Here is a 22,052-nt window from a genome sequence, read left to right on the forward strand (position 1 = left end):
CTCTGCTATGTGGTTGCTGAGTGTTGAAGGGTGCGTGCCTCTACGGCAGCGGGAGCTTCCCGAGGATCGAGCTGAGCAGGTCGGTCAGGATCGGACCGACCACCGGGAGGCTGTTGACGATGCCCAGCAGACTGTCCGTCACGCTGGGGAGCCCAGGAATGCCCGGGACCGGCAAGTCCGGGACGGGAACGTCCGGAATCGGAACATCCGGCACGGGAACGTCCGGCACCGGAACATCCGGGGCGGGAACATCCGCGGCAGGCTTCTCCGCGGAGTCGCTGCCCGGAAGGGGAACGTCCGGCACCGGGTTGTCCGGGACGGGAACGTCCGGAACCTCCGGGGTGTCCGGAACCTCGGGAACGTCCGGGGTGTCCGGGACCTCAGGAGCATCCGGAACGTCCGGGGTCTCGGGGGTGTCCGGGACTTCGGGTACGTCCGGGGTGCCCGGGGCGTCGGGAACGTCCGGGGTCTCGGGGGTATCCGGGACCTCGGGTACGTCCGGGGTGCCCGGGGCGTCGGGAACGTCCGGGACCTCGGGGCTGTCCGGAACATCCGGAACGTCCGGAGGCGGACAGTCAGTGGCCGGGCTGGCCGGGGCAGGAGATTCCGGCACCGGGCAGTCAGGAACTGGAGGAGGAACGGGGCTCGCCACAGCTGGTGCGGCGGCCGTGGCCAGTGCGAATCCAGCGGCGACAGCGGCGATTCGAGTCCGAGAATTCACGAAATCTCCTTTGTTTGCTGTGATGTCGTGACGGATGCATCCTGAAGCGAATTGAAGCATAAAGTCAAGAACTTTCTTGAACTTATTGATTCCTATTCCTTCGGCCGATTTCGTGGCGTAAACTCATCCGACCGCTTTCGACAAGGGTGAAAGTCAGGTTCCCCTTACAAGCGGGGCCTTCCAGGATCGTCCCAGGTGAAACCGCCGGTTCGTCTGAGGCTCATCGTCCGGCGGCCGTGCCGTTACAGGGCCTGGCGGCCCGGGAGATAACTCCTCGCGATATCGGTTCTCGACACCGATTGGGCGGCCCCATTACCGGACACCCCATGGGGTAATCGGATGATTCGTAGAAGCAGCACCTGGTGTTTAGTCGGGATGAAATGCGTTTACCAACGCGGGGATTCCGGGCCCGTTGGATCGTCGTCGTGGTAACCGACTTCGAGGCCGGATAGGCCGTTAATACACGTCGTCGATCGGTGAGGCTGTCGAGCTCACGTCCGGACGGCCGGTGCGAACCCGGCGGTTCGTTACCGCCGTGCAACCTGGATCGGTCAGGCTTGCCCCATGTCGATCAAGGTTGCGCTCGAGCATCGGACCACCTACGAGTTCGCGCAGCCGGTCCGGGTCAGCCCGCACGTCGTACGCCTGCGCCCGGCGCCGCACACCCGGACCCCGATCGATGCCTACTCCCTCTCGGTGACGCCCTCGGCGCACTTCATCAACTGGCAGCAGGACCCGTTCGGCAACTGGCTGGCGCGGCTGGTCTTCCCGGAGAAGACCGACAAGCTCGAGATCACGGTCGGGCTGGTCGCCGACATGGTGGTGATCAACCCGTTCGACTTCTTCGTGGAGGAGTACGCCGAGAGCTTCCCGTTCGACTACGAACCGGAGCTGAAGGCGGACCTGGCTCCTTACCTCCGCGACGTGGAGTCGGCGGTGGAGGCCGATGCCTGGCGACGGCGTCTCCCGGCTCTGCCCGAGGACGGCGTCCGCACGGTCGACTTCCTGGCCGGCCTCAACCGGGCGGTCAACGCCGACATCGCCTACTCGGTGCGGATGGAGCCGGGCGTACAGACTCCCGACGAGACCCTCCGGATCGGCATCGGGTCGTGCCGCGACTCGGCGTGGTTGCTGGTGTCTCTGCTGCGTCAGTACGGTCTCGCGGCCCGCTTCGTCTCCGGCTATCTGGTGCAGCTGGCCGCCGACCAGGAGTCGCTCGACGGCCCGTCCGGCCCGACCGAGGACTTCACCGACCTGCACGCGTGGTGCGAGGTGTTCGTCCCGGGCGCCGGCTGGATCGGCCTCGACCCGACCTCGGCCCTGTTCGCGGGGGAGGGACACATCCCCCTCTCGGCGACCCCGCACCCGTCCTCCGCGGCCCCGATCGAGGGCGCCACCGACCCGGTCGAGGTCACCTTCTCCTTCGCCAACGAGGTCACCCGGATCCACGAGGACCCCCGGGTGACGCTGCCCTACACCGACCAGGAGTGGGCCCGCATCGACGCCCTCGGCGAGGCGGTCGACCGCCGGCTTCAGGCCGAAGGCGTCGAGCTGACGATGGGCGGCGAGCCGACCTTCGTCTCTCTCGACGACCAGACCTCCGCGCAGTGGAACACCGACGCCGACGGGCCCCACAAGCGAGAGCTCGCGGCCGACCTGGCCGAACGCCTGCGTCAGGTCTACGGCCATGGCGGCATCGTCCACCGCGGTCAGGGCAAGTGGTACCCCGGCGAACCCCTCCCGCGCTGGAACATCGACCTGCAGTGGCGTACGGACGGCGAGCCGCTGTGGTCCGACCCCACCCTCTTCGCCGACCCCTGGGCCCCCGCCGAGTCGGTAGAAGCGGAGGCCGAGTCGGTCGAAATGGGCGACGAAAGTCGAGTTTCGTCGCCCACAAGTGCAGATTCGGCCGCCACAACTGCGGATTCGGCGAGTGCTGTGGCCGACGCCATCGCCAGGATCCTCGGGCTCCCGGAGGAGCAGGTGTTCGCGGCGTACGAGGATCCGCTGGCGAAGATCGCCCAGGAGGTACGTCAGCCCGACGGGCCGAAGCCGGACGACGCGGCCAACCGGGGCGACCTCAACGTCACGGAGCTCGACAAGGAGGTCACCGAGCCGGTCGGGTGGGTGATCCCGATCAACACCAACGACGGGGAGTGGACGAGCCCGCAGTGGCGGTTCCGGCGGGGGCGGCTGGTGCTGGCGCCGGGCACCTCGGCGGTCGGGCTGCGACTGCCGCTGGACTCGATCTCCTGGCACGACCCCGAGTTCCAGGGTGAGCCGTCCTACCTGGCCGCTGAGGAGCCGCTGGACCCGGAGATCCCGCAGGTGACCGTCACCGACCCCGACGAGGCGCCGACCACCGCGCTGGCGATCGAGGAGCGTGACGGGCTGGTCCACGTCTTCCTGCCGCCGACCGACCGCCTCGACGACTACGCGGCCCTGCTCCGGGTGATCGAGCGGGCCGTCACCGAGCAGGGCACGCAGGTCGTGCTCGAGGGCTACGGCCCGCCGCCCGACGCGCGCCTGGCCCGGCTGACGGTGACTCCGGACCCTGGGGTGATCGAGGTCAACGTCCAGCCGACCGGGACCTGGGCCGAGCAGCGCGAGCTGATCACGACGCTCTACGAGCAGGCGCGGCAGGCCCGGCTCTCCACCGAGAAGTTCGATCTCGACGGACTCCACACCGGCACCGGCGGCGGCAACCATCTCACCCTGGGCGGACGGAGCCCCGAGCGCAGCCCCCTGCTTCGCCGACCCGACCTGCTGGCCAGCCTGATCCGCTACTGGCAGCGCCATCCCTCCCTCTCCTACCTCTTCTCCGGCAGGTTCATCGGGCCCACGAGCCAGGCGCCGAGGTTCGACGAGGGCCGGCCGGAGGCGGTCTACGAGATGGAGATCGCGCTCCAGGAGGTCGCCCGGATCACCCGCGAGCAGCCCGAACCCCGCCCGTGGATGATCGACCGCGCGCTGCGCCACCTGCTCACCGACCTGACCGGCAACACCCACCGCGCCGAGTTCTGCATCGACAAGCTCTACTCCCCGGACTCGTCGAGGGGCCGCCTCGGCCTCCTCGAGCTCCGCGGCTTCGAGATGCCGCCCCACCCGCAGATGGCCCTCCTCCAGTCGCTCCTGGTCAGGAGCCTGGTCGCGTGGTTCTGGGAGGAGCCGTACGAGGCGCCCCTCATCCGCCACGGAAGTGCCCTCCACGAGGACTTCCTGCTCCCGCAGGGCTGCCTACGCGACATCGAGGAGGTCGTCGCGGACCTGCGCCGCCACGGGATCCCGTTCGAGTCGCAGTGGCTGGGGGCGTACGCGGAGTTCCGTTTTCCACGGATCGGGTTCGCGCGCGTGGGAGAGATCGAGCTGGAGCTGCGCCAGGCGATCGAGCCGTGGAACGTGCTCGGTGAGGAGGCGACCGGGTCGGGGACGGCCCGCTACGTCGACTCGTCGGTCGAGCGGGTCCAGATCTCGGCGAGAGGGATCGACCTCGACCGGCACCTGGTGACGTGTCAGGGTGTTCCGGTGCCGCTCACCCCCACCTCCGTCCCGGACACCCACTATGCGGGTGTCCGGTTCAAGGCCTGGAGCCCGTGGTCCAGCCTGCACCCGAGCATCGACGTCCAGGCCCCGCTCCACTTCGACGTCGTCGACATCGCCTCCGAGACCAGCATCGGCGGCGCGACCTACCACGTCGTGCACCCGGGCGGCCGCAACTACGACCACCCGCCTGTGAACGCCAACGAGGCCGAGGCGCGGCGCGCGAGCAGGTTCGAGGCGCGCGGTCACACCTCCGGCCGCCTGGACGTCGCGGAGATGCGCGAGCGCGCGGCCCGCGCGACGACGCCGGACAACCCGCACACCCTGGATCTGCGACGGGCGGTGCGGTGACCGTCCTCCGCGGGTACGCCGACGCCCTCGGCCTCCTCGACGCGACCGATCAGCCCTACGACGAGGTCGTCGGGCCCGACGGCACCCTGCGCCCCGCGTGGAAGCCGATGGCGGAGACGGCTGTGTCCATCACGCCGGCCACGCTGAGCCGGATCGGCCACGACGTCGAGCGCTTCCTCGCCGACGACGGGGTGACCTACCTGCGCCCCGGCGCGAAGCCCGAGCCCTGGCGGCTCGACCCGGTGCCGCTCGTCATCGACCCCGCGCAGTGGCGCGTCCTGGAGGTCGGCCTCGCCCAGCGCGCCGAGCTGCTCAACGCGATCCTGGTCGACCTCTACGGCCCGCAGCGCCTCCTCGCGGACGGGATCGTCCCGGCGGCGGTGGTCTTCGGTCACCAGGGATTCCACCGCGTCGCCGCCCGCGCCAGCAACCACGACCCGCGCCCGCTCGTCCTGGCCGCCACCGACCTCGGCCGCACCCCCGACGGCGAGTGGCGGGTGCTCGCCGACCGCACCCAGGCCCCCTCCGGGATCGGCTACGCGATGGAGAACCGGCGGGTGATCAGCCGGGTGCTCCCCGAGCTCCACCGCGACGCCGGGCTGCACCGCATGGAGCCCTACTTCGCCGCCCTCCGCTCGGCCCTCCTCGAGTCCGCGCCCGGCGACCAGGCCGACCCCCGGGTCGTCGTCCTCTCCCCGGGAACCCACTCGGAGACCGCCTACGACCAGGCATTCCTCGCCTCGACGCTCGGCTTCCCGCTGGTCCAGGGTGCCGACCTGACCGTACGCAACGGCGAGGTCCTCATGCGTGGCCACGGCGACCGGCTGGAGCGGGTCGACGTGATCCTGCGCCGGGTCGACGCGACCTGGTCGGACCCGCTCGAGCTCCGCGGCGACAGCCAGCTCGGCGTCGCCGGCCTGATCGAGGCCGTACGCCGCGGCAACGTGCGCGTCGTCAACGGGTTCGGCGCCGGCGTGCTCGAGAACCCCGGGCTCGTTCCCTACCTTCCCGCTGCCAGCGAGGCGCTGCTCGGGGAGCCGCTGCGGCTCGGCTCGATCGGCACCTGGTGGTGCGGCGACCAGGCCCAGCGTGCGGAGGTCGAGCGGCGGCTGGACGCCGAGACCCTGGTCGTGCGGACGCTCGAGGGCGCCATCGTCACCGGGACCCCCGAGGAGCTGCGCGCAAAGATCGCCGCCGACCCCTACCGCTACGTCGGCCAGGAGCAGATCACCCTCTCCCAGGCCCCGACCTGGGCCGAGGGACACGGCGCGGTCGGCCGGCCGCTGACGCTGCGTACGTTCTCCTTGAGATACGGCTCGGCCTACCGCCCGCTGGTCGGCGGCCTGGCCTCGGTCCGGGCCGACGAGACCGGGCTGCCGCCGTGCAGCAAGGACGTCTGGGTGCTCAAGGAGTCGCCGCAGGACGCCGACCAGGGCCTGGCCGACGTGCTCCCGATGACCCACACCCGCTCGGTCACGGTGCTCGTCCCGCGAGCGCTCGAGGACATGTTCTGGTCGGGTCGCTACGCCGAGCGCGCCGAGGACCTCATCCGGCTCATCCTGGCCACGCACGTGCTGGCCGAGGACTTCAGGACCAGGCCGCGTACGTCCGGCGGCATCAGCCTCGAGGTCATGCTGAGCGCGCTCGACCGGCTGGCCGGGCACGGCCGGGCCGATGCCGACATCGACGCCGAGTTCCGCTCGATGCTGCTCGACGCCGACCGGCCGGGGTCGGCGGCGCAGTCGCTGGCCGGGATGCGGCAGGCCTTCAGCGGCGTACGCGACCAGCTCAGCCCCGACATGTGGCGGATCTTCTCCTCCACCGACCGTGCGGCCGAGGAGCTCCGGGTCAACCCGCACTCCCTGCAGATCGCCGAGTCGGGCGCCGAGATGCTGCACGGCATCCTGGCGATGCAGGGGATCGTGGCGAGCATGATCCGCGACGAGGGCTACCACTCGATCCGGCTCGGCCGATTCCTCGAGCGCGCGATGCAGATCTGCCAGCTCCTGCGCGCCACCACGACCGTACGCCGCGGCCTCGAGGTCGACCGCGCGGTGCTCAACGCGGTGCTCGCCTCGGCCGAGTCCGCCGTCACCCACCGCCGCCGCTACCGCGGTTACGTACGCACCGGGGGAGTCCTCGACCTGCTGATCATGGACCGCGACAACCCCCGCTCGCTGGCCTTCTGCCTCGACGAGCTGCGGATCCACCTCACCAAGCTCCCCGGCTCGACCGGCTCGTCCCGCCCCGAGCGGCTCCTCGACGACATCACCGACATGCTCGACCGCACCGAGGTCGCCGGCCTCGTCGCCATCGGCGGCGTCGGCCGCCCCAACCTGGAGTCCTTCCTCGACCAGGTCCACGCCCAGCTCGTCCGCCTCGCCGACGCCATCACCGACGTCCACTTCGCCACCGGCCCCGCCCCGCAGCCCCTCAACGCCCTCCCGGCGCAATCGCTCACTTGAGCATAGGTTGGTGGCATGGACAGTACGTCTGATCGCGAGCACGAGAAGATCTCGCCCGATCCGCCGCGCGGTCGACGTGTCGTCTGGGTGGGGAAACGACCTCCTGTCGAAGGTGGTCCGCTGGCGCTGCCTGGGGTTGTCATGGATGACCTGCCAGACGGCTGGACGTTCGTCTCGTGGCTCGACAAGGACGGTTGGTACAGCCCTGATGCGGTCTACGAGCTGAAAAGTCTTCGGGTGGTCTCAGATGCGGAGTTCGACGACCTCGTCCGGGCTGTCCGCGAAAGTCCTGGCTGGCAGGGGATCACCCACGGAATCGTGGACGATCCGGAACCGTCGCCGTACGTCGTCGGTGCCCCGGTCATTTGGCTGGGGCCGGTGCTCGGGGACAAGGACTGGGACCCGTCCAACAATTCCTGGAGGCTGGCGGTGTTTGGCAGCGCATCTGGGCCGCCGACTCGTGGACATCGGGGTCGAATCGTCGAGGTCTCGGAGAGCGGGGCGCTTCGTGTGCGGTGGATCGACGAGGATGGCGAGTTCGAAGGACGAGGCTTCGTCGACCCCGGCGACGTGGCGGTTGGATCGGGATAGCATCCCGCGGGTGAGATACCGGGTCAGCCACACGACGACCTACTCCTACGACGAGGACGTGACGAACTCGTTCGGGATCGCCAACGTGACCCCGCGAGAACTGCCTCACCAGCATGTCGAGAAGGCCGAGGTGCGGATCGCGCCCGCGCCCGCGGACCAGTCGACCGACATCGACTTCTACGGCAACACGGTGACGTACTTCCAGGTCCTCGAGCCGCATCAGCTGCTCGAGATCACGGCGGCCTCCGAGGTCGAGGTCACCGCCCCGGTCTATGACGAGACGAGCTTCGACCAGCCGTGGGAGCGGGCGCGGCCGCTGGTCGACCCGAACCTCCCCGGCGCCTGGCGGGCGGCAGACCTGGCGGTGGCGTCGCCGCTCGTGGAGCACACCCGGGAGGCGTACGACTTCGGGGCCGTCTCCCTGACGGAGGGGCGCGGGATCGTGGAGGCGGCAGAGGATCTGATGCACCGGATCCACGCCGGCTTCGACTACGACGACACCGCCACGACGGTCACCTCGACGATCCCGGAGATCTTCGAGGCCCAGGGTGGCGTCTGTCAGGATTTCGCCCACCTGATGTTGGCCTGTTTTCGAGCGCACGGGCTCGCGGCCCGCTATGTTTCCGGCTACCTCGCCACCACCCCTCCGCCGGGGAAGCCGCGGCTCGTCGGAGCCGACGCCTCCCATGCCTGGGTGGAGGTGTGGGTCCCGCACCTCAGCGGCGCGGGGACGGGCCAGTGGCTCGCCCTCGACCCGACGAACGACACCAGGGCCGACGATCGCTACGTGAGCGTCGCCTGGGGTCGCGACTATGCCGATGTGCCTCCTGTGAAGGGGGTCATCTACACCGAAGCCACCACATCGACCCTGACCGTCTCGGTCGATGTGGCCCCCGACCAGCAGGAGTGAAGTTACGGTGTTGCTCGTGGGACAGCCTCCGCGGCGGGCGAGCATCGTGACCCGCGGCAGCCGCTGGCGTCGAGGAGTACGTATCTCCGGAGTGCTGGTGGTGGTCGCGGCTGTCACCGCGCTCACGCTCTGGCTGCTGGCACGCGGCTCGACCCCGGCCGAGGTCACCCGCGAGTTCATGGAGACCACCTCGGTGACCACCCTCTACGAGCTCGCCTCCGATGACGGGGACGAGCTCCTCGACGGAGGTGGTGCGCGGGCGATGATCGACGCCGCGGAGGGGAAGCGCACCTACGCCGACCCCAACCCGCGCACGGTGACCCGGTCGATGGTCTTCGGCGAACCCGAGATAGAGGGTGGTGGCGCCCAAGTCACCGTCAGGGTCTCCTACACCGCCGAGGACGGTCCCGTTCCAGACGAGTCGATGGTCGTCGTCCTCGTCCGGGAGGACGGCGAGTGGCGCGTCGGGAGCTGGGGGACGGCCTCGGACGGCCGATGATGAAGACATGGAAGCGTTCACCTGTCGGGAGTGCGGCAACCGTCTCTACTTCGAGAACTCGGCGTGCGTCTCGTGCGGCACCCGGCTCGCCTACTCCCGCGAGGAGCGCGAGATCGTCCCGGTCTCACCCGAGGGCAGGTACGTCGACAGCGACGGCTACGTCTGGTGGGTCTGCGCCAACACGCTCGAGACGGGGTGCACCTGGCTGGCCCGGCTCGAAGGTGGGATCTGCTTCTCCTGCGAGCTGACCCGGACCCGGCCCAACGACGCCGCACCCGAGTTCGTCCAGCAGCAGTACTCCCTCGCCGAGCAGGCCAAACGTCACCTCGTGGTCGAGCTGGACACGCTCGGGCTGGAGGTCCGCACCAAGGCCGAGGACCCAGTCGACGGGCTCGCCTTCGACCTGCTCGCCAGCGACGGCATCGCGTCCACCGCCGACGTGGTCATCGGACACGACAGCGGCGTGATCACGATCGATCTGGCCGAGTCCGACGACGCCTATCGCGAGCACGTCCGGGCGACGCTCGACGAGCCCTACCGCACCCTGCTGGGCCACTTCCGGCACGAGGTCGGCCACTACTACGAGTGGCAGCTGGTCCGCGGGCCGGAGCTGATGCAGCGGTGCACCGAGGTCTTCGGTGACGAGTCGGTCTCCTACGAGGAGTCGCTGCAGCGCCACTACTCCGAAGGACCGCCCGACGGCTGGACGGAGAACTACATCTCCACCTACGCCACCATGCACCCCTTCGAGGACTTCGCCGAGACCTGGGCCCACTACCTGCACATCCGTGACACGCTCGGGTCCGCGGCGGCGTACGGCCTCGCCGACCCGGTGCCCGCCGACATGCCGTTCCGGCAGGTCGTCACCGACATCTGGGTGCCGCTCTCGGCCGCCCTGAACGTGATCAACCGGTCCATGGGCCACGACGACCTCTACCCCTTCGTCATCCCGCCCGCGGTCCTGGACAAGCTCGACTTCGTCGCCTCCCTGGTACGCGACGCGGGCTGACCTGCGGGGCGATTCCGCCGGGGCGGCGTCCATCGGCACTCTATGCTCCGAACCATGACCCAAACCGCCGTCGTGCCAGGCGCCAAGGAGCGTGCCCGCCCCGAGTCGGAACGGCTGTGGACGTCTGCGACGGTGATCACCTTCGTACGCACCGCCGCGGCGGTGGTGCTGGCGGCGAGCGCGGCCTACCAGGGGAGCCTGAAGCTCCTCGTCATCGCACTGGTCGTCTACTGGGTCGGGGACAGCCTCGACGGGGCGGTCGCCCGGTGGCGCGACGAGGAGACCCGGATCGGTGGGGTTCTCGACATCTTCTCCGACCGTCTCTGCGCGGCGGCGTTCTACGTCGGGCTGGCGTTCCTGCAGCCGGACCTGTCGCCGGCGATCTTCGTCTACCTGGCGGAGTTCATGGTGATCGACTGCTTCCTGTCGATCTCCTACCTGGCCTGGCCGATCAAGAGCCCGAACTACTTCTACGTCATCGACCGGACGCTGTGGCGGTGGAACTGGTCCCATCCGGGCAAGGCGGTCAACTCGGGGCTGTTCGCGATCCTGCTGCTCGTCACCGGCTGGATGTGGGTGGGGCTGGCGATCGCCACGGCACTGCTGGTCATGAAGTGCGTCTCGCTGGGACGGCTTCTCAGGATCGGCCTGCCTGTGCCTCGATGAGACTTCTGATCGGCACGCTCCTCTTCTGTCTCGGCTCGGCGCTCATCCCGGTGATGAACGCCGAGGCGTACCTCTCCGTCGTCGCCCAGAAATCCGACTGGTGGCCGGCGCTGCTCGGGCTCGTCGCCGGGCTCGGCCAGACCGGCGGCAAGGTGATCTGGTACTACGCCGGTCGTGGGTCCACCAGGATCCCCTGGATCAGGAAGAAGCTCGAGTCGCCCAAGTGGCAGGAGTCCTACGACCGTTGGTATGCCCGGACGTCGGGTCGCCCGGCTCTGGCCACCGCACTCCTGGCCGCGTCGGGTCTCTCCGGCTTTCCGCCGCTCGCCGTGATGGCGGTGCTCTTCGGCGCGCTGCGGTTCAACCTGCCACTCTTCACGCTCACGGTGCTCGTCTCGCGTGCGCTGCGCTTCTGGGCGATCCTGGAGGCCGCCGGCCTTGCCTGGAGGTTCCTTTGAGCCGTTCACTTTTCAACCACAACGTAGGGTGACCACATGCAGGAGAAGGCGACGTACGTACAACCGGGCACCGAGTTCAACCGGGACATGAACTACATCCCGGACCGGATCACGCGGGATGCACGGACACCGGAGTTCGGGCCGAGCGACGTGCCGTTGTGGCCGGTCGAGCCGGGGCGCTACCGGCTGGTCGCGGCCGCGGCGTGCCCGTGGGCCAACCGGGCGATCATCGTGCGCAACCTGCTCGGGCTCCAGGACGTCATCTCCCTCGGTCTCGCCGGCCCGACGCACGACGCCCGGTCGTGGACCTTCGACCTCGACCCCGGCGGTGTCGACCCCGTGCTCGGTATCGAGCGGCTGCAGGAGGCCTACTTCAAGCGCTACCCCGACTATCCGCGCGGCATCACGGTGCCGGCGATCGTCGAGGAGGCCTCCGGCAAGGTCGTCACCAACGACTTCCCGTGGATCACCCACGACTTCTTCCACGAGTGGACCGACTTCTTCGCCGACGACGCGCCCGACCTGTGGCCGCGCGCGCTGCGCGAGGAGATGGACGAGGTCGACCAGCGGGTCTTCACCGAGGTCAACAACGGGGTCTACCGGTGTGGCTTCGCCGGCTCCCAGGAGGCGTACGACGCTGCGTACGAGCGGCTCTTCACGGCTCTCGACTGGCTCGAGGAGCGGCTCTCCGGGCAGCGCTACCTGGTCGGCGACCAGCTCACCGAGTCCGACATCCGGCTGTTCACGACGCTGGCCCGCTTCGACGCGGTCTACCACGGTCACTTCAAGTGCAACCGGCAGAAGCTGGTCGAGTTCCCCGCGTTGTGGGCCTACGCGCGCGACCTCTACCAGACCCCTGGGATCGGCGAGACGCTCGACTTCGACCAGATCAAGCAGCACTACTACGTCGTCCACACCGACCTGAACCCGACACAGATCGTCCCCGCCGGCCCCGATCTCTCCGGCTGGGACGAGCCGCACGGGCGCGAGTCGCTCGGCTGAACGAAGGATTCCCGTCAGCCGGTGTAGTAGCCGGGGTGCTGCCCCTGTCGTTGGCGCTGCCTCGCGGCGCCGACCGCGCTGAAGTACGCCGAGGACGGCCGCAGCCACAGCAGCACCAGGATCGCGATCACCAGCAGCGGGTCGAGGACGGCGAGCACGACGTTGCCGGCCGACATCGGCATGGTCGCGCCGCCGAGCGCGGCGTTGCCGGCGAGGTTGCCCACGCTCGACAAGCTGGTGGCCAGCGAGAGCGCGCCGAGGACGGTGGCGGTGATCCGGGCCCAGTTGCGGCCCCTTCCGTTCATGACCGCCATCCAGATCCACACCCCGAGCGTGATCACCCCGAAGACCGCGCCGCCGATCTGGATGATGGGGACGATCACGTCGACCATCTCCCGCGCGTCGAAGACCGAGGGGTCGTACGTCGGCTGCTTCTCCATCTCCGTAACCATCAGCGACTTCATCTCGGCGGTGTCCATGGTGAAGAGGAACGCCGTCGAGACGATGGTCAGCAGGCCACCGAGCCCCATCCCGTAGACCGCGTACGTCAGCGTCTTGGGCCGTTCGATGGGCTGGTTGTAGCCGTACGGATCGGACATGGTGCGCCTCCGGTGGTGTGGGAGGCGCGACTCTAGCGACGCCCCACGGTTGCGACCACAGAAATTCCGACCCTCGGCAGCGGTCGCCGAGTGGCGTGGTCGTGCGGTCAGTCCGCGTCGGGGATGAAGATGTGGCCCACGGCGGGGTCCGTCGATCCGTCGTGGAAGCCGGCGATCACCGTCGGGGCGTCCGCGAGGCCGGCGTGCTCGAGCAGCTTGATCGATGGCTGCTCCGTACCTCCCACCTGCTCGAGGAAGTCCCGCTCGTCGCGTCGATAGCGCTGCATGAACGCGCGCGACTGGCCTTCGGCCTTGTAGGCGTCGAGCTGGAGGGCTGCGAAGAAGAAGACCGGAGCCGGTCCCACGAGGCTGTCGTCGTCCTCGGGAAAGCCGTCGGCTCGGGTCGACCCGATGAGGCAGTCGAAGGCGAGCCGGTCACCGAAGTGCTCGTGAACCCGGCGGCGCAGGTCACCGTCGCCCGACAGGTCGACGTAGACGGTCCGTCTGGTGCTGTCGATGGCTTTCAGGTCGGCGTACTCATGTGTCGCGGTGTAGTGGCCGAGGCCCTCCACGAACTCGATGTTGCGGGCCGAGGTGAGCGCGATCCTCTGTGCCGGTGAGTCGGCGAGGCAGTAGGCGGCGCCGTACGCCGTCTTGCTCGAGGCGCTCGAGATCACGAACTGCTCGGCGTCGAAGAAGCCGCGGTCGCGGAGGTAGTCCGCGGCGGTGTAGGAGGTGATGAACAGAGGGCGGTAGATGGCCGTGAGGCTGTCCTGCCGGGGATCGGTGTCCCGAGGCTGGAGCTCGTAGAGGTTGTAGACGTCGGGCGTGCCGGTGCGGTGGGCGGCACCGTCGACGAAGCTTCGGGCGGTGACCTTCGTGGGTCGCATCGTCAGGTGGGTCGCGATGGGGAAGTAGCCGAAGACCCGCGTCCCCACGGGAACGTCGGCAGCTCTCGACTCGATGATCTCCGCGAACCCCCATGCCGGCATGCAGCCGTATCCGTCCTGCTCCGCGGGGAAGAGATTCCAGTAGCCCAGGGTGTCGCCGTAGACCGCGTAGGTCATGTTGTTCGTGGTGAGAGCGATGCGTTCGATCCGCGCCAGCACCTCACCCTCGGCGAGCTGCGGCGCCGGAAGGTCCACCAGGTCAGCCACTCCAAGGTCGCTCTTGAGCGACTCCACTCGGGCAAATCGAGTCATCGGTTCCTCATCTCCTGGGCCGGGGCGACATCGCTTCTCGTAGAACTTACTAAGCGCTTGCTTAGTTGTCTATGTTCATCTCGCTCCGGCCTCTTCTCTCCCTGGGGCGGGTACCGTTTGCCTATGCCGATGTGCCACGGATCACAAGCCCGTGATCGGCGTAGCCAGCGGTGGCAACCCCACCCCGTGTGAAGGAAGCGTGATGACTGAATTTCTGGATCCCAGTCCCAGCCACACCGACATGGTGCAGCTGCTGAACCCCGAGGGAGAGCGGGTCTCGCACCCGGACTTCGAGTTCTCACCCGACCGACCTGAGGACGAGGCCGTACGCGGCTTCTACCGCGACATGGTGCTGACCCGTCGCCTCGACGTCGAGGCCACCGCGCTGCAGCGCCACGGCGAGCTGGGCCTGTGGGCACAGCTGCTGGGCCAGGAGGCGGCGCAGATCGGCGCAGCCCGCGCGCTCGCGCCCCAGGACTTCGTCTTCCCGACCTACCGCGAGCACGGCGTGGCCTGGTGCCGCGACGTCGACCCGATGCAGCTGCTCGGGCTCTTCCGGGGCACCGACCAGGGTGGCTGGGACCCCGACGAGCACAACTTCGGGCTCTACACGATCGTGATCGGCGCCCAGACGCTGCACGCGACCGGCTATGCGATGGGCGTGCAGATGGACGGCCTCGTCGGCACCGGCGACCCGACCCGCGACACGGCCGTCGTGGCCCACTTCGGCGACGGCGCCTCCTCCCAGGGCGACGTCAACGAGGCGATGGTCTTCGCCGCCTCCTACAACGCCCCGGTCGTCTTCTTCTGCCAGAACAACCAGTGGGCCATCTCCGAACCGGTCGAGCAGATGGTCAAGGTGCCGCTCTACAAGCGCGCCCAGGGCTTCGGCTTCCCGGGCATCCGGGTCGACGGCAACGACGTGCTGGCGACGTACGAGGTGATGAAGTCGGCGCTCAAGCGGGCCCGGGAGGGTGGCGGGCCGACGATGATCGAGGCCTACACCTACCGGATGGGCGCCCACACCACCACCGACGACCCGACCCGCTACCGGCTCTCCGACGAGGTCGAGGCGTGGAAGCTCAAGGACCCGATCGCCCGGGTGGAGGCCTACCTCCGCCGCGGCGGCGGTGCCTCGAGCTCCTTCTTCGCCAAGGTGGAGGCCGAGGCCGAGGAGCTCGGCGAGCGGCTGCGCGCCGGCATCCACGCCCTGCCCGAGCCCGATCCCGTACGCCTCTTCGACAACGTCTACACCGAGCTGCCCGACGAGCTGCGCGAGCAGCGTGACGGCTACGCGGCGTACCTTTCCTCCTTCGACCTCGAGGGGGCTTCGCGATGACTGGGACGAAGATGACGCTGGCGAAGGCGCTCAACGCGGGGTTGCGCCGGGCGATGGAGGACGACGACAAGGTCGTCCTGATGGGTGAGGACATCGGTCGGCTCGGCGGTGTCTTCCGGATCACCGACGGGCTGCAGAAGGACTTCGGTGAGGCGCGCGTCGTCGACACCCCGCTGGCCGAGTCGGGGATCGTCGGCACGGCGGTCGGGCTCGCGCTGCGGGGCTACCGGCCGGTGGTGGAGATCCAGTTCGACGGGTTCGTCTACCCGGCCTACGACCAGATCGTGTCGCAGGTGGCCAAGCTCCACTACCGGAGCGGCGGGCGGGTCGCGATGCCGATGGTCATCCGGATCCCGTTCGGCGGCGGTATCGGCGCCGTGGAGCACCACAGCGAGTCGCCGGAGGCTCAGTTCGCGCACACGCCCGGACTCAAGGTCGTGGCCTGCGCCGACCCGGTCGACGCCTACTGGATGATCCAGCAGGCGATCTCGCATCCCGACCCGGTCATCTTCTTGGAGCCGAAGCGGCTCTACCACTCGACCAAGGCCGAGGTCGACGTCGACGCCACGCCCGGTCCCCTGTTCGCCTCGCGGGTGGCGCGGTCGGGCTCCGACGTGACCGTGCTGGCCTACGGTCCCACCGTCAAGACCGCGCTCACCGCCGCCGAGGCGGCCGCGGGGGAGGGCAAGTCGGTCGAGGTGATCGACCTGCGTACGCTCTCGCCGCTCGACATGGCTCCGGTCTACGAGTCGGTGCGGCGTACGGGGCGTGCGGTCGTCGTCCACGAGGCCCACGTCAACCTCGGCCTCGGCGCCGAGCTCGCCGCCCGGATCACCGAGCAGTGCTTCCACTCCCTGGAGGCGCCGGTGCTCCGCGTGGGTGGGTTCGACACGCCCTACCCGCCGGCGCGGGCGGAGGAGTACTTCCTCCCCGACCTCGACCGGGTCCTCGACGCCGTCGACAGGAGTCTCGCGTGGTGACCTCCGAGTTCAAGCTGCCCGATGTCGGTGAGGGTCTCACCGAGGCCGAGATCGTCGAGTGGCACGTCGCCGTCGGCGACGTCATCAAGGTCAACGACCCCGTCTGCGACATCGAGACCGCCAAGTCGGTCGTCGAGCTGCCGTCGCCCTATGCCGGGGTGGTCCAGGAGCTCCTCGTCGAGGTCGGCACCGAGGTCCAGGTCGGCACCCCGATCATCCGCATCGGCGACTCCGTCGAGGCGTCGCCCCCGCCGGCCGAGGCGTCGCCCCCGCCGGCCGAGGCGTCGGCTCCGCCGGCCGAGGCGTCAGCTCCGGCGCCTGAGACGTCAGCGCCAGAGCCTGAGGCCGAGAAGCCGCTCACGCTGGTCGGCTACGGCTCCAAGGAAGACGCGGTCGTACGCCGCAACCGCACCGTCTCCGCACCGGCCGCCGCCGCGGGCACGGGTGTGCTCGCCAAGCCGACCGCCCGGAAGCTGGCACGGGACCTGGGCGTGGACCTGGCGACCGTGACGCCGGAGCGCGACGACGGCGTGATCACCACGGCCGACCTGGAGGCGCTGACGAACGCTCCAGCATCGTCGCGTGAGCCGGCCGCACCGGTCGGCGGTGAGCGTCGTGAGCCGATCAAAGGCCTGCGCAAGCAGATGGGCCAGGCGATGGTCGACTCGGCGTTCACGCTGCCGCACGTGACCATCTGGACGACGATCGACGTGACCCGTACCTCCGAGCTGGTCGCCGGCCTCAAGACCAACCGCGACTTCGCCGAAGTTCGGGTCAGCCCGCTGCTGATCGTGGCCAAGGCGACGCTCCTGGCGATGCGACGTACGCCCATCATCAACTCCTGGTGGGACGAGGCCGCGCAGGAGATCGTCTTCAAGGAGTACGTCAACCTCGGCATCGCCGCGGCCACCCCACGAGGCCTCCAGGTGCCGAACGTGAAGGGCGCCGACCGGATGTCCCTGGTCGAGCTGGGTGCAGCGATCAACGAGCTCACCGACGTCGCCCGCACCGGGAAGACCCCGCCGGCCGACCAGACCGGCGGGACGTTCACGATCACCAACATCGGCCCGTTCGGCATCGACGGTGGCGCCCCGATCATCAACCCGGGCGAGTCCGCGATCCTCTCCGTCGGCGCGGTCAAGCGTCAGCCCTGGGTCGTCGGCACGGGTGACGACGAGCGCATCGAGCCGCGCGACGTCTGCACCCTCGCGCTCAGCTTCGACCACCGCCACATCGACGGCGAGGCCGGCTCCCGCTTCCTCGCCGACGTGGCGAGGATCGTCGGCGACCCGAGCACGGCCCTGTTGTTCTGACCCGTTCGACAATCGCTCCACAGAACGCCAATTCGCTACCTCGAGGGGTATGGGATCTGGCACGATCCTCAGGCCCGCGCTGACGCGGGCCTGAGGATCTTCTGGAGGCAGGAATGGTGCTCCTGACGGGGCGCACGCTGCTTGCCGGGATCGTCGCGATGGCCGCCTCGGCGACCGTTCTCGTGGCGACCCCCGCGAGCGCGGCGACAACATCCACCGGCGTACGCTGCACGATCGTCGGTACGTCCGGCGGTGATGTCCTGAAGGGCACATCGCGCCGGGACGTCATCTGCGGTCGCGGTGGCGGCGACATCATCTACGCCAAGGGCGGCGACGACCTGGTCGATGCCGGTTCGGGCGGCGATCACATCTATGCCAGCTACGGCGCCGACCGGGTGCTCGCCGGGAGCGGCGAGGACTGGATCCACGGTGGTGGCGGCGCGGACAGCCTCAACGGAGGCACCGGGCAGGACAACATCTGGGGCGAGGACGGCAATGACGTCATCTCCGGCGGCGACCACTTCGACGTGATCTCCGGCGGAGCAGGCGCCGATCGCATCTACGGGGGTGCTGCCGGCGACAGCATCAACGGCGGGACGAGCGGAGACGCCATCTCGGGAGGCGCAGGGTCTGACTCCGTCAACGGAGGCGACGGCAACGACTCGATCTCCGGCGGCGATGGCAACGACCGGATCGCCGGAAGCTACGGCGACGACCAGCTCCACGGGAACAACCATCTGGACACCGTCAACGGTGGCCCGGGCCACGACCGGCTCTGGGGCGAGAGCGGCGACGACACCCTCAACGGTGGCGACGGCAACGACAAGCTGTCCGGTGGGTCCGGGTTGGACGACGTCCACGGCAACGCCGGCACCAACACCTGCTACTACGACATCTACGACTACCTCTACGGATGCTTCCGCGACGCCAGCGCGCCGGTGATCGTCGAGGCTTCCCTGTCCCCGACGACGGTCAACTCCGACTCCGGCGACACGAAGGTCCGGGTGCGGATCCACGTGAAGGACGACCTTCGCGTCGCCCGGGTCCAGGGATGGGTCTCCGGACTCGCCGACGACAACCCGACCCAGCTCTACACTCACTTCATTCCCATGGTCTCGGGCGGCGTGCGCGACGGCTGGTGGCAGGGATACGTCACCGTGCCCAGGTGGACGCCCGGGGGGAGACTGACGTTGGAAGCCTCCGCGATCGATACGGCGGATCGCATGTCGGACTCCAAGGCCGCATCGATGCAGGTGACCAGCACCAACCCGGACACCGCGCCGCCGGTGGTGAAGCTCAAGAGCCTGAGCGCGACGTCCCTCGACGTGCGCACCGGCGCGAAGACCATCAAGGCGGTGTTGTCGGTGACGGACCGGATCGGCGTAACCGAGATGAACGGGTTGAGAACCCTGAGCATGTGCATCGCCCGCACGATGGACGACGACGCGATCTGTGGGTCTGTCGCGTCGCGTACGGCTGGGAGCATCTACTCCGGTGAGTGGACGGTGAGCCTGACGGTCCCGAAGGGAACCCCGAGCGGCGTCTATGACCTGCAGGTCAGTGCGGAAGATCGCATCTTGGTCGGTGAGGACTATTACGGTCCGCACCTCTACCAGGAGTGGGTCGACAAGTATCCGAGCTCGATGCATCCAGAGCAGGAGCTGCCGGGCGCGACCTTCAAGGTCACCGGTTCCTGACCGCCGAGACGTCAGCAACGCCGGTCGAGTGGGCACCTCGGTGCCCACCCGACCGGCGTACGTGACTTCTCGGCAGGTCCTCAGCCGTGGATGTCGCGGCGGCGGAAGCCGACCATCGCCATCAGGAGCAGAGCGAGCGCCACGGCGCTGAGGCCGAGGGTGTGGCTGAGGGGCTGCGACTCGATCATGGTGTTCTTGATCCACCAGAACGGGGACAGGCCGCGGACCCCGTCGGGGAGGTCGAGCACGTCGGCCAGGATGAGCACCAGGAACATCCAGCCGAAGACCGCCCAGCACACCGCGCTGGCCGCTTGCGGCGCCCAGGCGTAGACGGCCAGTGCCAACGCGACGATCACCAGGACCGCAGGGACGTAGGTGAGGGCGAGCACGGTGAAGTCCCCGAATCCGATCTCGTCGACGCCGGTGGCAGCAGCACCCAGACCCATCGCCCAGATCCCGGTGACCAGCACGACCAGCGATCCGAGTGCGGCGACGAGGGTGTTCGACAGCAGCCAGCGAAGCCTTCCGAGAGGCTTGGCCAGCACCAGGGCCGCCCGGGTGGCGTCCTCCTCCGCCTTGACCCGCAGGGTCATGATGATCGCGTACGCGGCCGCGCCGAAGGCGGAGTAGCCGCCGATGAACGCGGCGAAGGTCTTGATCATGTCCTCCGCGCCGCCCTTGACGAGCTCGGCGTAGATCGGGTTGTCGCCGACGGCCTTCAGCATGTTGGGGACCTCGCTCAGGATCGAGCCCGTCGCGAACCACATCAGTCCGAGTCCGACGGCGGTCCAGAACAGGCCGGTACGCTGCCGCACCCACGCCAGGGCGATCGGCCCGTCGAGCAGCGGCGATGCGTCGGCCCGCCCGCGGCGTACCTTCACCATGCCGGCCCCGAAGTCACGGTGGGAGCCGAGGAAGGCGGCGACCGCGAGGAGGGCCAGCGCGACGACCGCGGCGATCCCCAGGGGCCAGATCCGGGTGTCGACGAACACCCTGGTCTGGTGCACCCAGGCGATGGGGGAGAGCCAGGACAGCGGGCTGCCCAAGGGCTCCTGGATGTCGCCGACCACGCGTGCGACATAGGTGGCGCCGACGACGGCGAAGGCCATTCCCATCGCACCGCCGCCGCTCTCCGAGAGCTGGGAGGTCACCAGCGCGACGGCTCCGTAGACCAGCGCCGCCAGGGCGATCCCGAAGGACATCACGGCCGAGTCGACCGGGGCGAGCCCCATCGCGACCAGGGCCAGCATGCCGGCGACGGCGACGATGAGGTTGGTCAGCGCGACCTCGACGATGACCGCGAGGGAGGGCGCGTGCCGACCGAGTACGCCGGCGCGCATCAGCTCCGAGCGGCCCGACTCCTCCTCGGAGCGGGTGTGGCGGACGACCTGCAGGATCGTCATGACGGCCAGCGCGACGACCATCCAGAGGATGAGCTCGTTGGCGACCGCTGCACCCATCGTGTAGTCGTCGAGGCCGTAGCCGGGACCGCCCATCGCGATCATCGCGGGGCTGCTCAGGGTCAGCGCGCGTGCGGCTCGCGCCTCCGGGTCGTCGTTCAGCACCGCGTACTCGCCGCCGGGCGCCAGCGAGACCAGGTAGAGGATCGCGATGACCAGGGTCCACACCGCGATCCGGACCCGGTCGCGGCGGAGCATGAAGCCGATCAGGTGCCCGGTTCCGGTGAAGGAGTCCAGGAGCCCGGCCTTCGGGGTTGTGACCGCAGTTGCCGCGCTCATTTCGCGACCTCGGTCTCGGTCTCGGAGATCACGTCACCGTAGTGCCGCATGAACAGCTCCTCCAGCGAGGGAGGCGTGATGGTCAGGCCGTGGACGTCGAGCGTGGTGAGCGTCTTGAGCACGTCGCCGACCGAGGCGTTGTCGACGTCGAAGGCCACCCGGGATCCGGCGCCGTTGGGGGTGACGACCAGGTCGTTGACCCCCGAGATCGTACGCAGCGTCGAAGCGTCCCCGCCGACGGTGGCGACGACGGAGGAGCGGGTCAGGTGGCGCAGCTCCTCGAGCGTGCCGGACTCGACGGCGACCCCCGCACGGATGATCGTGACGGTGTCGCAGACCTTCTCGACCTCGCTGAGGATGTGGCTCGAGAGCAGGACCGAAGAGCCCGCCGCCTTGGCCTCCCGGGCGTACTCGGTGAAGACGGCCTCCATCAGCGGGTCGAGACCCGAGGTGGGCTCGTCGAAGATGTAGAGGTCGGACTCGTCGAGGAAGGCGGCGACCAGCGCGACCTTCTGCCGGTTGCCCTTGGAGTAGGTACGTGCCTTCTTGGTCGGGTCGAGGTCGAACCGCTCCAGCAGCTCGGCCTTCCGTGCCTTGCGCTTGGCCTTGTCGCCGCTCGGCTTGAGCCGGGTGAGGTAGTCGATGCACTCGCCGCCCGAGAGGTTCGGCCACAGGTTGACGTCGCCGGGGACGTACGAGATCCGCTTGTGCAGCGCGACCGCGTCACGCCAGACGTCGCCGCCGAAGAGGCGGGCGGTGCCGGCGTCGGCGCGGAGCAGGCCGAGCAGGATCTTGATGGTGGTGGACTTGCCGGCGCCGTTGGGGCCGAGGACGCCGGCCACCTGGCCGTGCTGGACGGTCAGGTCGAGGCCGTCGAGGGCCTTGAAGGAGCCGAAGGACTTGTGCAGGCCCGCGATCTCGACCGCGGGGATGTTGTCGGACATGGAAACTCGCTTCCGCGTTGGGAGGGT

The 22,052-nt window shown here is 69.1% G+C and carries 18 protein-coding genes; 13 read left to right on the forward strand and 5 right to left on the reverse strand.

All coding sequences use genetic code 11. From position 1 onward, the window contains the following. Positions 1-40: 40 nt before the first annotated feature. Positions 41-613, reverse strand: a complete 573-nt coding sequence (locus HD557_RS27945; protein WP_231381682.1) for a hypothetical protein — start codon at positions 611-613, stop codon at positions 41-43. 672 nt (positions 614-1,285) lie between these two features. Between HD557_RS27945 and HD557_RS01190 the strand changes: the two genes are divergently transcribed. From HD557_RS01190 to HD557_RS01230, 9 genes are read left to right on the forward strand one after another with little or no spacing between them, the layout of a single operon-like run. Then, complete coding sequence (locus tag HD557_RS01190; RefSeq protein ID WP_196872537.1) at positions 1,286-4,612, forward strand: transglutaminase family protein; 3,327 nt, start codon at positions 1,286-1,288, stop codon at positions 4,610-4,612. After that, a complete protein-coding gene (locus tag HD557_RS01195; protein WP_196872538.1) occupies positions 4,609-7,077 on the forward strand; it encodes a circularly permuted type 2 ATP-grasp protein in 2,469 nt (822 codons plus the stop codon). Before HD557_RS01190 ends, HD557_RS01195 begins: the two co-directional genes overlap by 4 nt. Positions 7,078-7,092: 15 nt before the next feature. Continuing rightward, positions 7,093-7,668 (forward strand): hypothetical protein, encoded by a 576-nt coding sequence (locus tag HD557_RS01200; protein WP_008354635.1) that lies wholly within the window; start codon positions 7,093-7,095, stop codon positions 7,666-7,668. A gap of 10 nt (positions 7,669-7,678) precedes the next feature. Then, positions 7,679-8,578 carry a transglutaminase family protein gene (locus HD557_RS01205; RefSeq protein WP_196872539.1) on the forward strand — a complete coding sequence of 300 codons (900 nt, stop codon included), beginning with the start codon at positions 7,679-7,681 and terminating at the stop codon, positions 8,576-8,578. Between the two features lie 16 nt (positions 8,579-8,594). Further along, a complete protein-coding gene (locus HD557_RS01210; protein WP_196872540.1) occupies positions 8,595-9,077 on the forward strand; it encodes a hypothetical protein in 483 nt (160 codons plus the stop codon). Between the two features lie 7 nt (positions 9,078-9,084). Continuing rightward, complete coding sequence (locus tag HD557_RS01215) at positions 9,085-10,086, forward strand: zinc-binding metallopeptidase family protein (protein WP_008354629.1); 1,002 nt, start codon at positions 9,085-9,087, stop codon at positions 10,084-10,086. A 54-nt stretch (positions 10,087-10,140) separates the two neighbouring features. Next, positions 10,141-10,752, forward strand: a complete 612-nt coding sequence (locus HD557_RS01220; RefSeq protein ID WP_196872541.1) for a CDP-alcohol phosphatidyltransferase family protein — start codon at positions 10,141-10,143, stop codon at positions 10,750-10,752. Next, entirely contained in the window at positions 10,749-11,210 is a 462-nt protein-coding gene (locus HD557_RS01225; protein WP_196872542.1) for a hypothetical protein, read from the forward strand. Before HD557_RS01220 ends, HD557_RS01225 begins: the two co-directional genes overlap by 4 nt. A 36-nt stretch (positions 11,211-11,246) precedes the next feature. Next, the gene (locus tag HD557_RS01230) at positions 11,247-12,212 is read left to right on the forward strand and encodes a glutathione S-transferase family protein (protein WP_196872543.1); all 966 of its coding nucleotides are present in this window, start codon (positions 11,247-11,249) and stop codon (positions 12,210-12,212) included. 14 nt (positions 12,213-12,226) lie between these two features. Here the strand turns inward: HD557_RS01230 and HD557_RS01235 are convergent, their stop codons facing one another. Together HD557_RS01235 and HD557_RS01240 are read right to left on the reverse strand one after the other, a co-directional pair. Next, on the reverse strand, positions 12,227-12,811 hold the full coding sequence (locus HD557_RS01235) for a hypothetical protein (RefSeq protein WP_196872544.1): 585 nt from the start codon (positions 12,809-12,811) through the stop codon (positions 12,227-12,229). Positions 12,812-12,918: 107 nt separating this feature from the next. Beyond that, entirely contained in the window at positions 12,919-14,013 is a 1,095-nt protein-coding gene (locus tag HD557_RS01240; RefSeq protein WP_008354619.1) for a DUF2855 family protein, read from the reverse strand. A gap of 202 nt (positions 14,014-14,215) precedes the next feature. Here HD557_RS01240 and pdhA point away from each other — a divergent pair, with 202 nt between their 5' ends. From pdhA to HD557_RS01260, 4 genes are all read left to right on the forward strand, one after another. Further along, positions 14,216-15,352, forward strand: coding sequence for a pyruvate dehydrogenase (acetyl-transferring) E1 component subunit alpha (pdhA, locus tag HD557_RS01245; protein ID WP_050800455.1), 1,137 nt, complete (start codon positions 14,216-14,218; stop codon positions 15,350-15,352). After that, positions 15,349-16,332, forward strand: coding sequence for an alpha-ketoacid dehydrogenase subunit beta (locus HD557_RS01250; protein ID WP_008354615.1), 984 nt, complete (start codon positions 15,349-15,351; stop codon positions 16,330-16,332). The genes pdhA and HD557_RS01250 overlap by 4 nt, the downstream gene beginning before the upstream one ends. Beyond that, positions 16,326-17,645 (forward strand): dihydrolipoamide acetyltransferase family protein, encoded by a 1,320-nt coding sequence (locus HD557_RS01255; protein ID WP_196872545.1) that lies wholly within the window; start codon positions 16,326-16,328, stop codon positions 17,643-17,645. Before HD557_RS01250 ends, HD557_RS01255 begins: the two co-directional genes overlap by 7 nt. 113 nt (positions 17,646-17,758) lie before the next feature. Next, on the forward strand, positions 17,759-19,342 hold the full coding sequence (locus HD557_RS01260) for a calcium-binding protein (protein WP_196872546.1): 1,584 nt from the start codon (positions 17,759-17,761) through the stop codon (positions 19,340-19,342). 80 nt (positions 19,343-19,422) lie between these two features. Here the strand turns inward: HD557_RS01260 and HD557_RS01265 are convergent, their stop codons facing one another. After that, positions 19,423-21,081, reverse strand: a complete 1,659-nt coding sequence (locus HD557_RS01265) for an ABC transporter permease (RefSeq protein ID WP_196872547.1) — start codon at positions 21,079-21,081, stop codon at positions 19,423-19,425. Then, on the reverse strand, positions 21,078-22,025 hold the full coding sequence (locus HD557_RS01270; RefSeq protein WP_196872548.1) for an ABC transporter ATP-binding protein: 948 nt from the start codon (positions 22,023-22,025) through the stop codon (positions 21,078-21,080). The genes HD557_RS01265 and HD557_RS01270 overlap by 4 nt, the downstream gene beginning before the upstream one ends. Positions 22,026-22,052 lie beyond the last annotated feature (27 nt).

This window comes from Nocardioides luteus (assembly GCF_015752315.1).
Taxonomy (GTDB): domain Bacteria; phylum Actinomycetota; class Actinomycetes; order Propionibacteriales; family Nocardioidaceae; genus Nocardioides.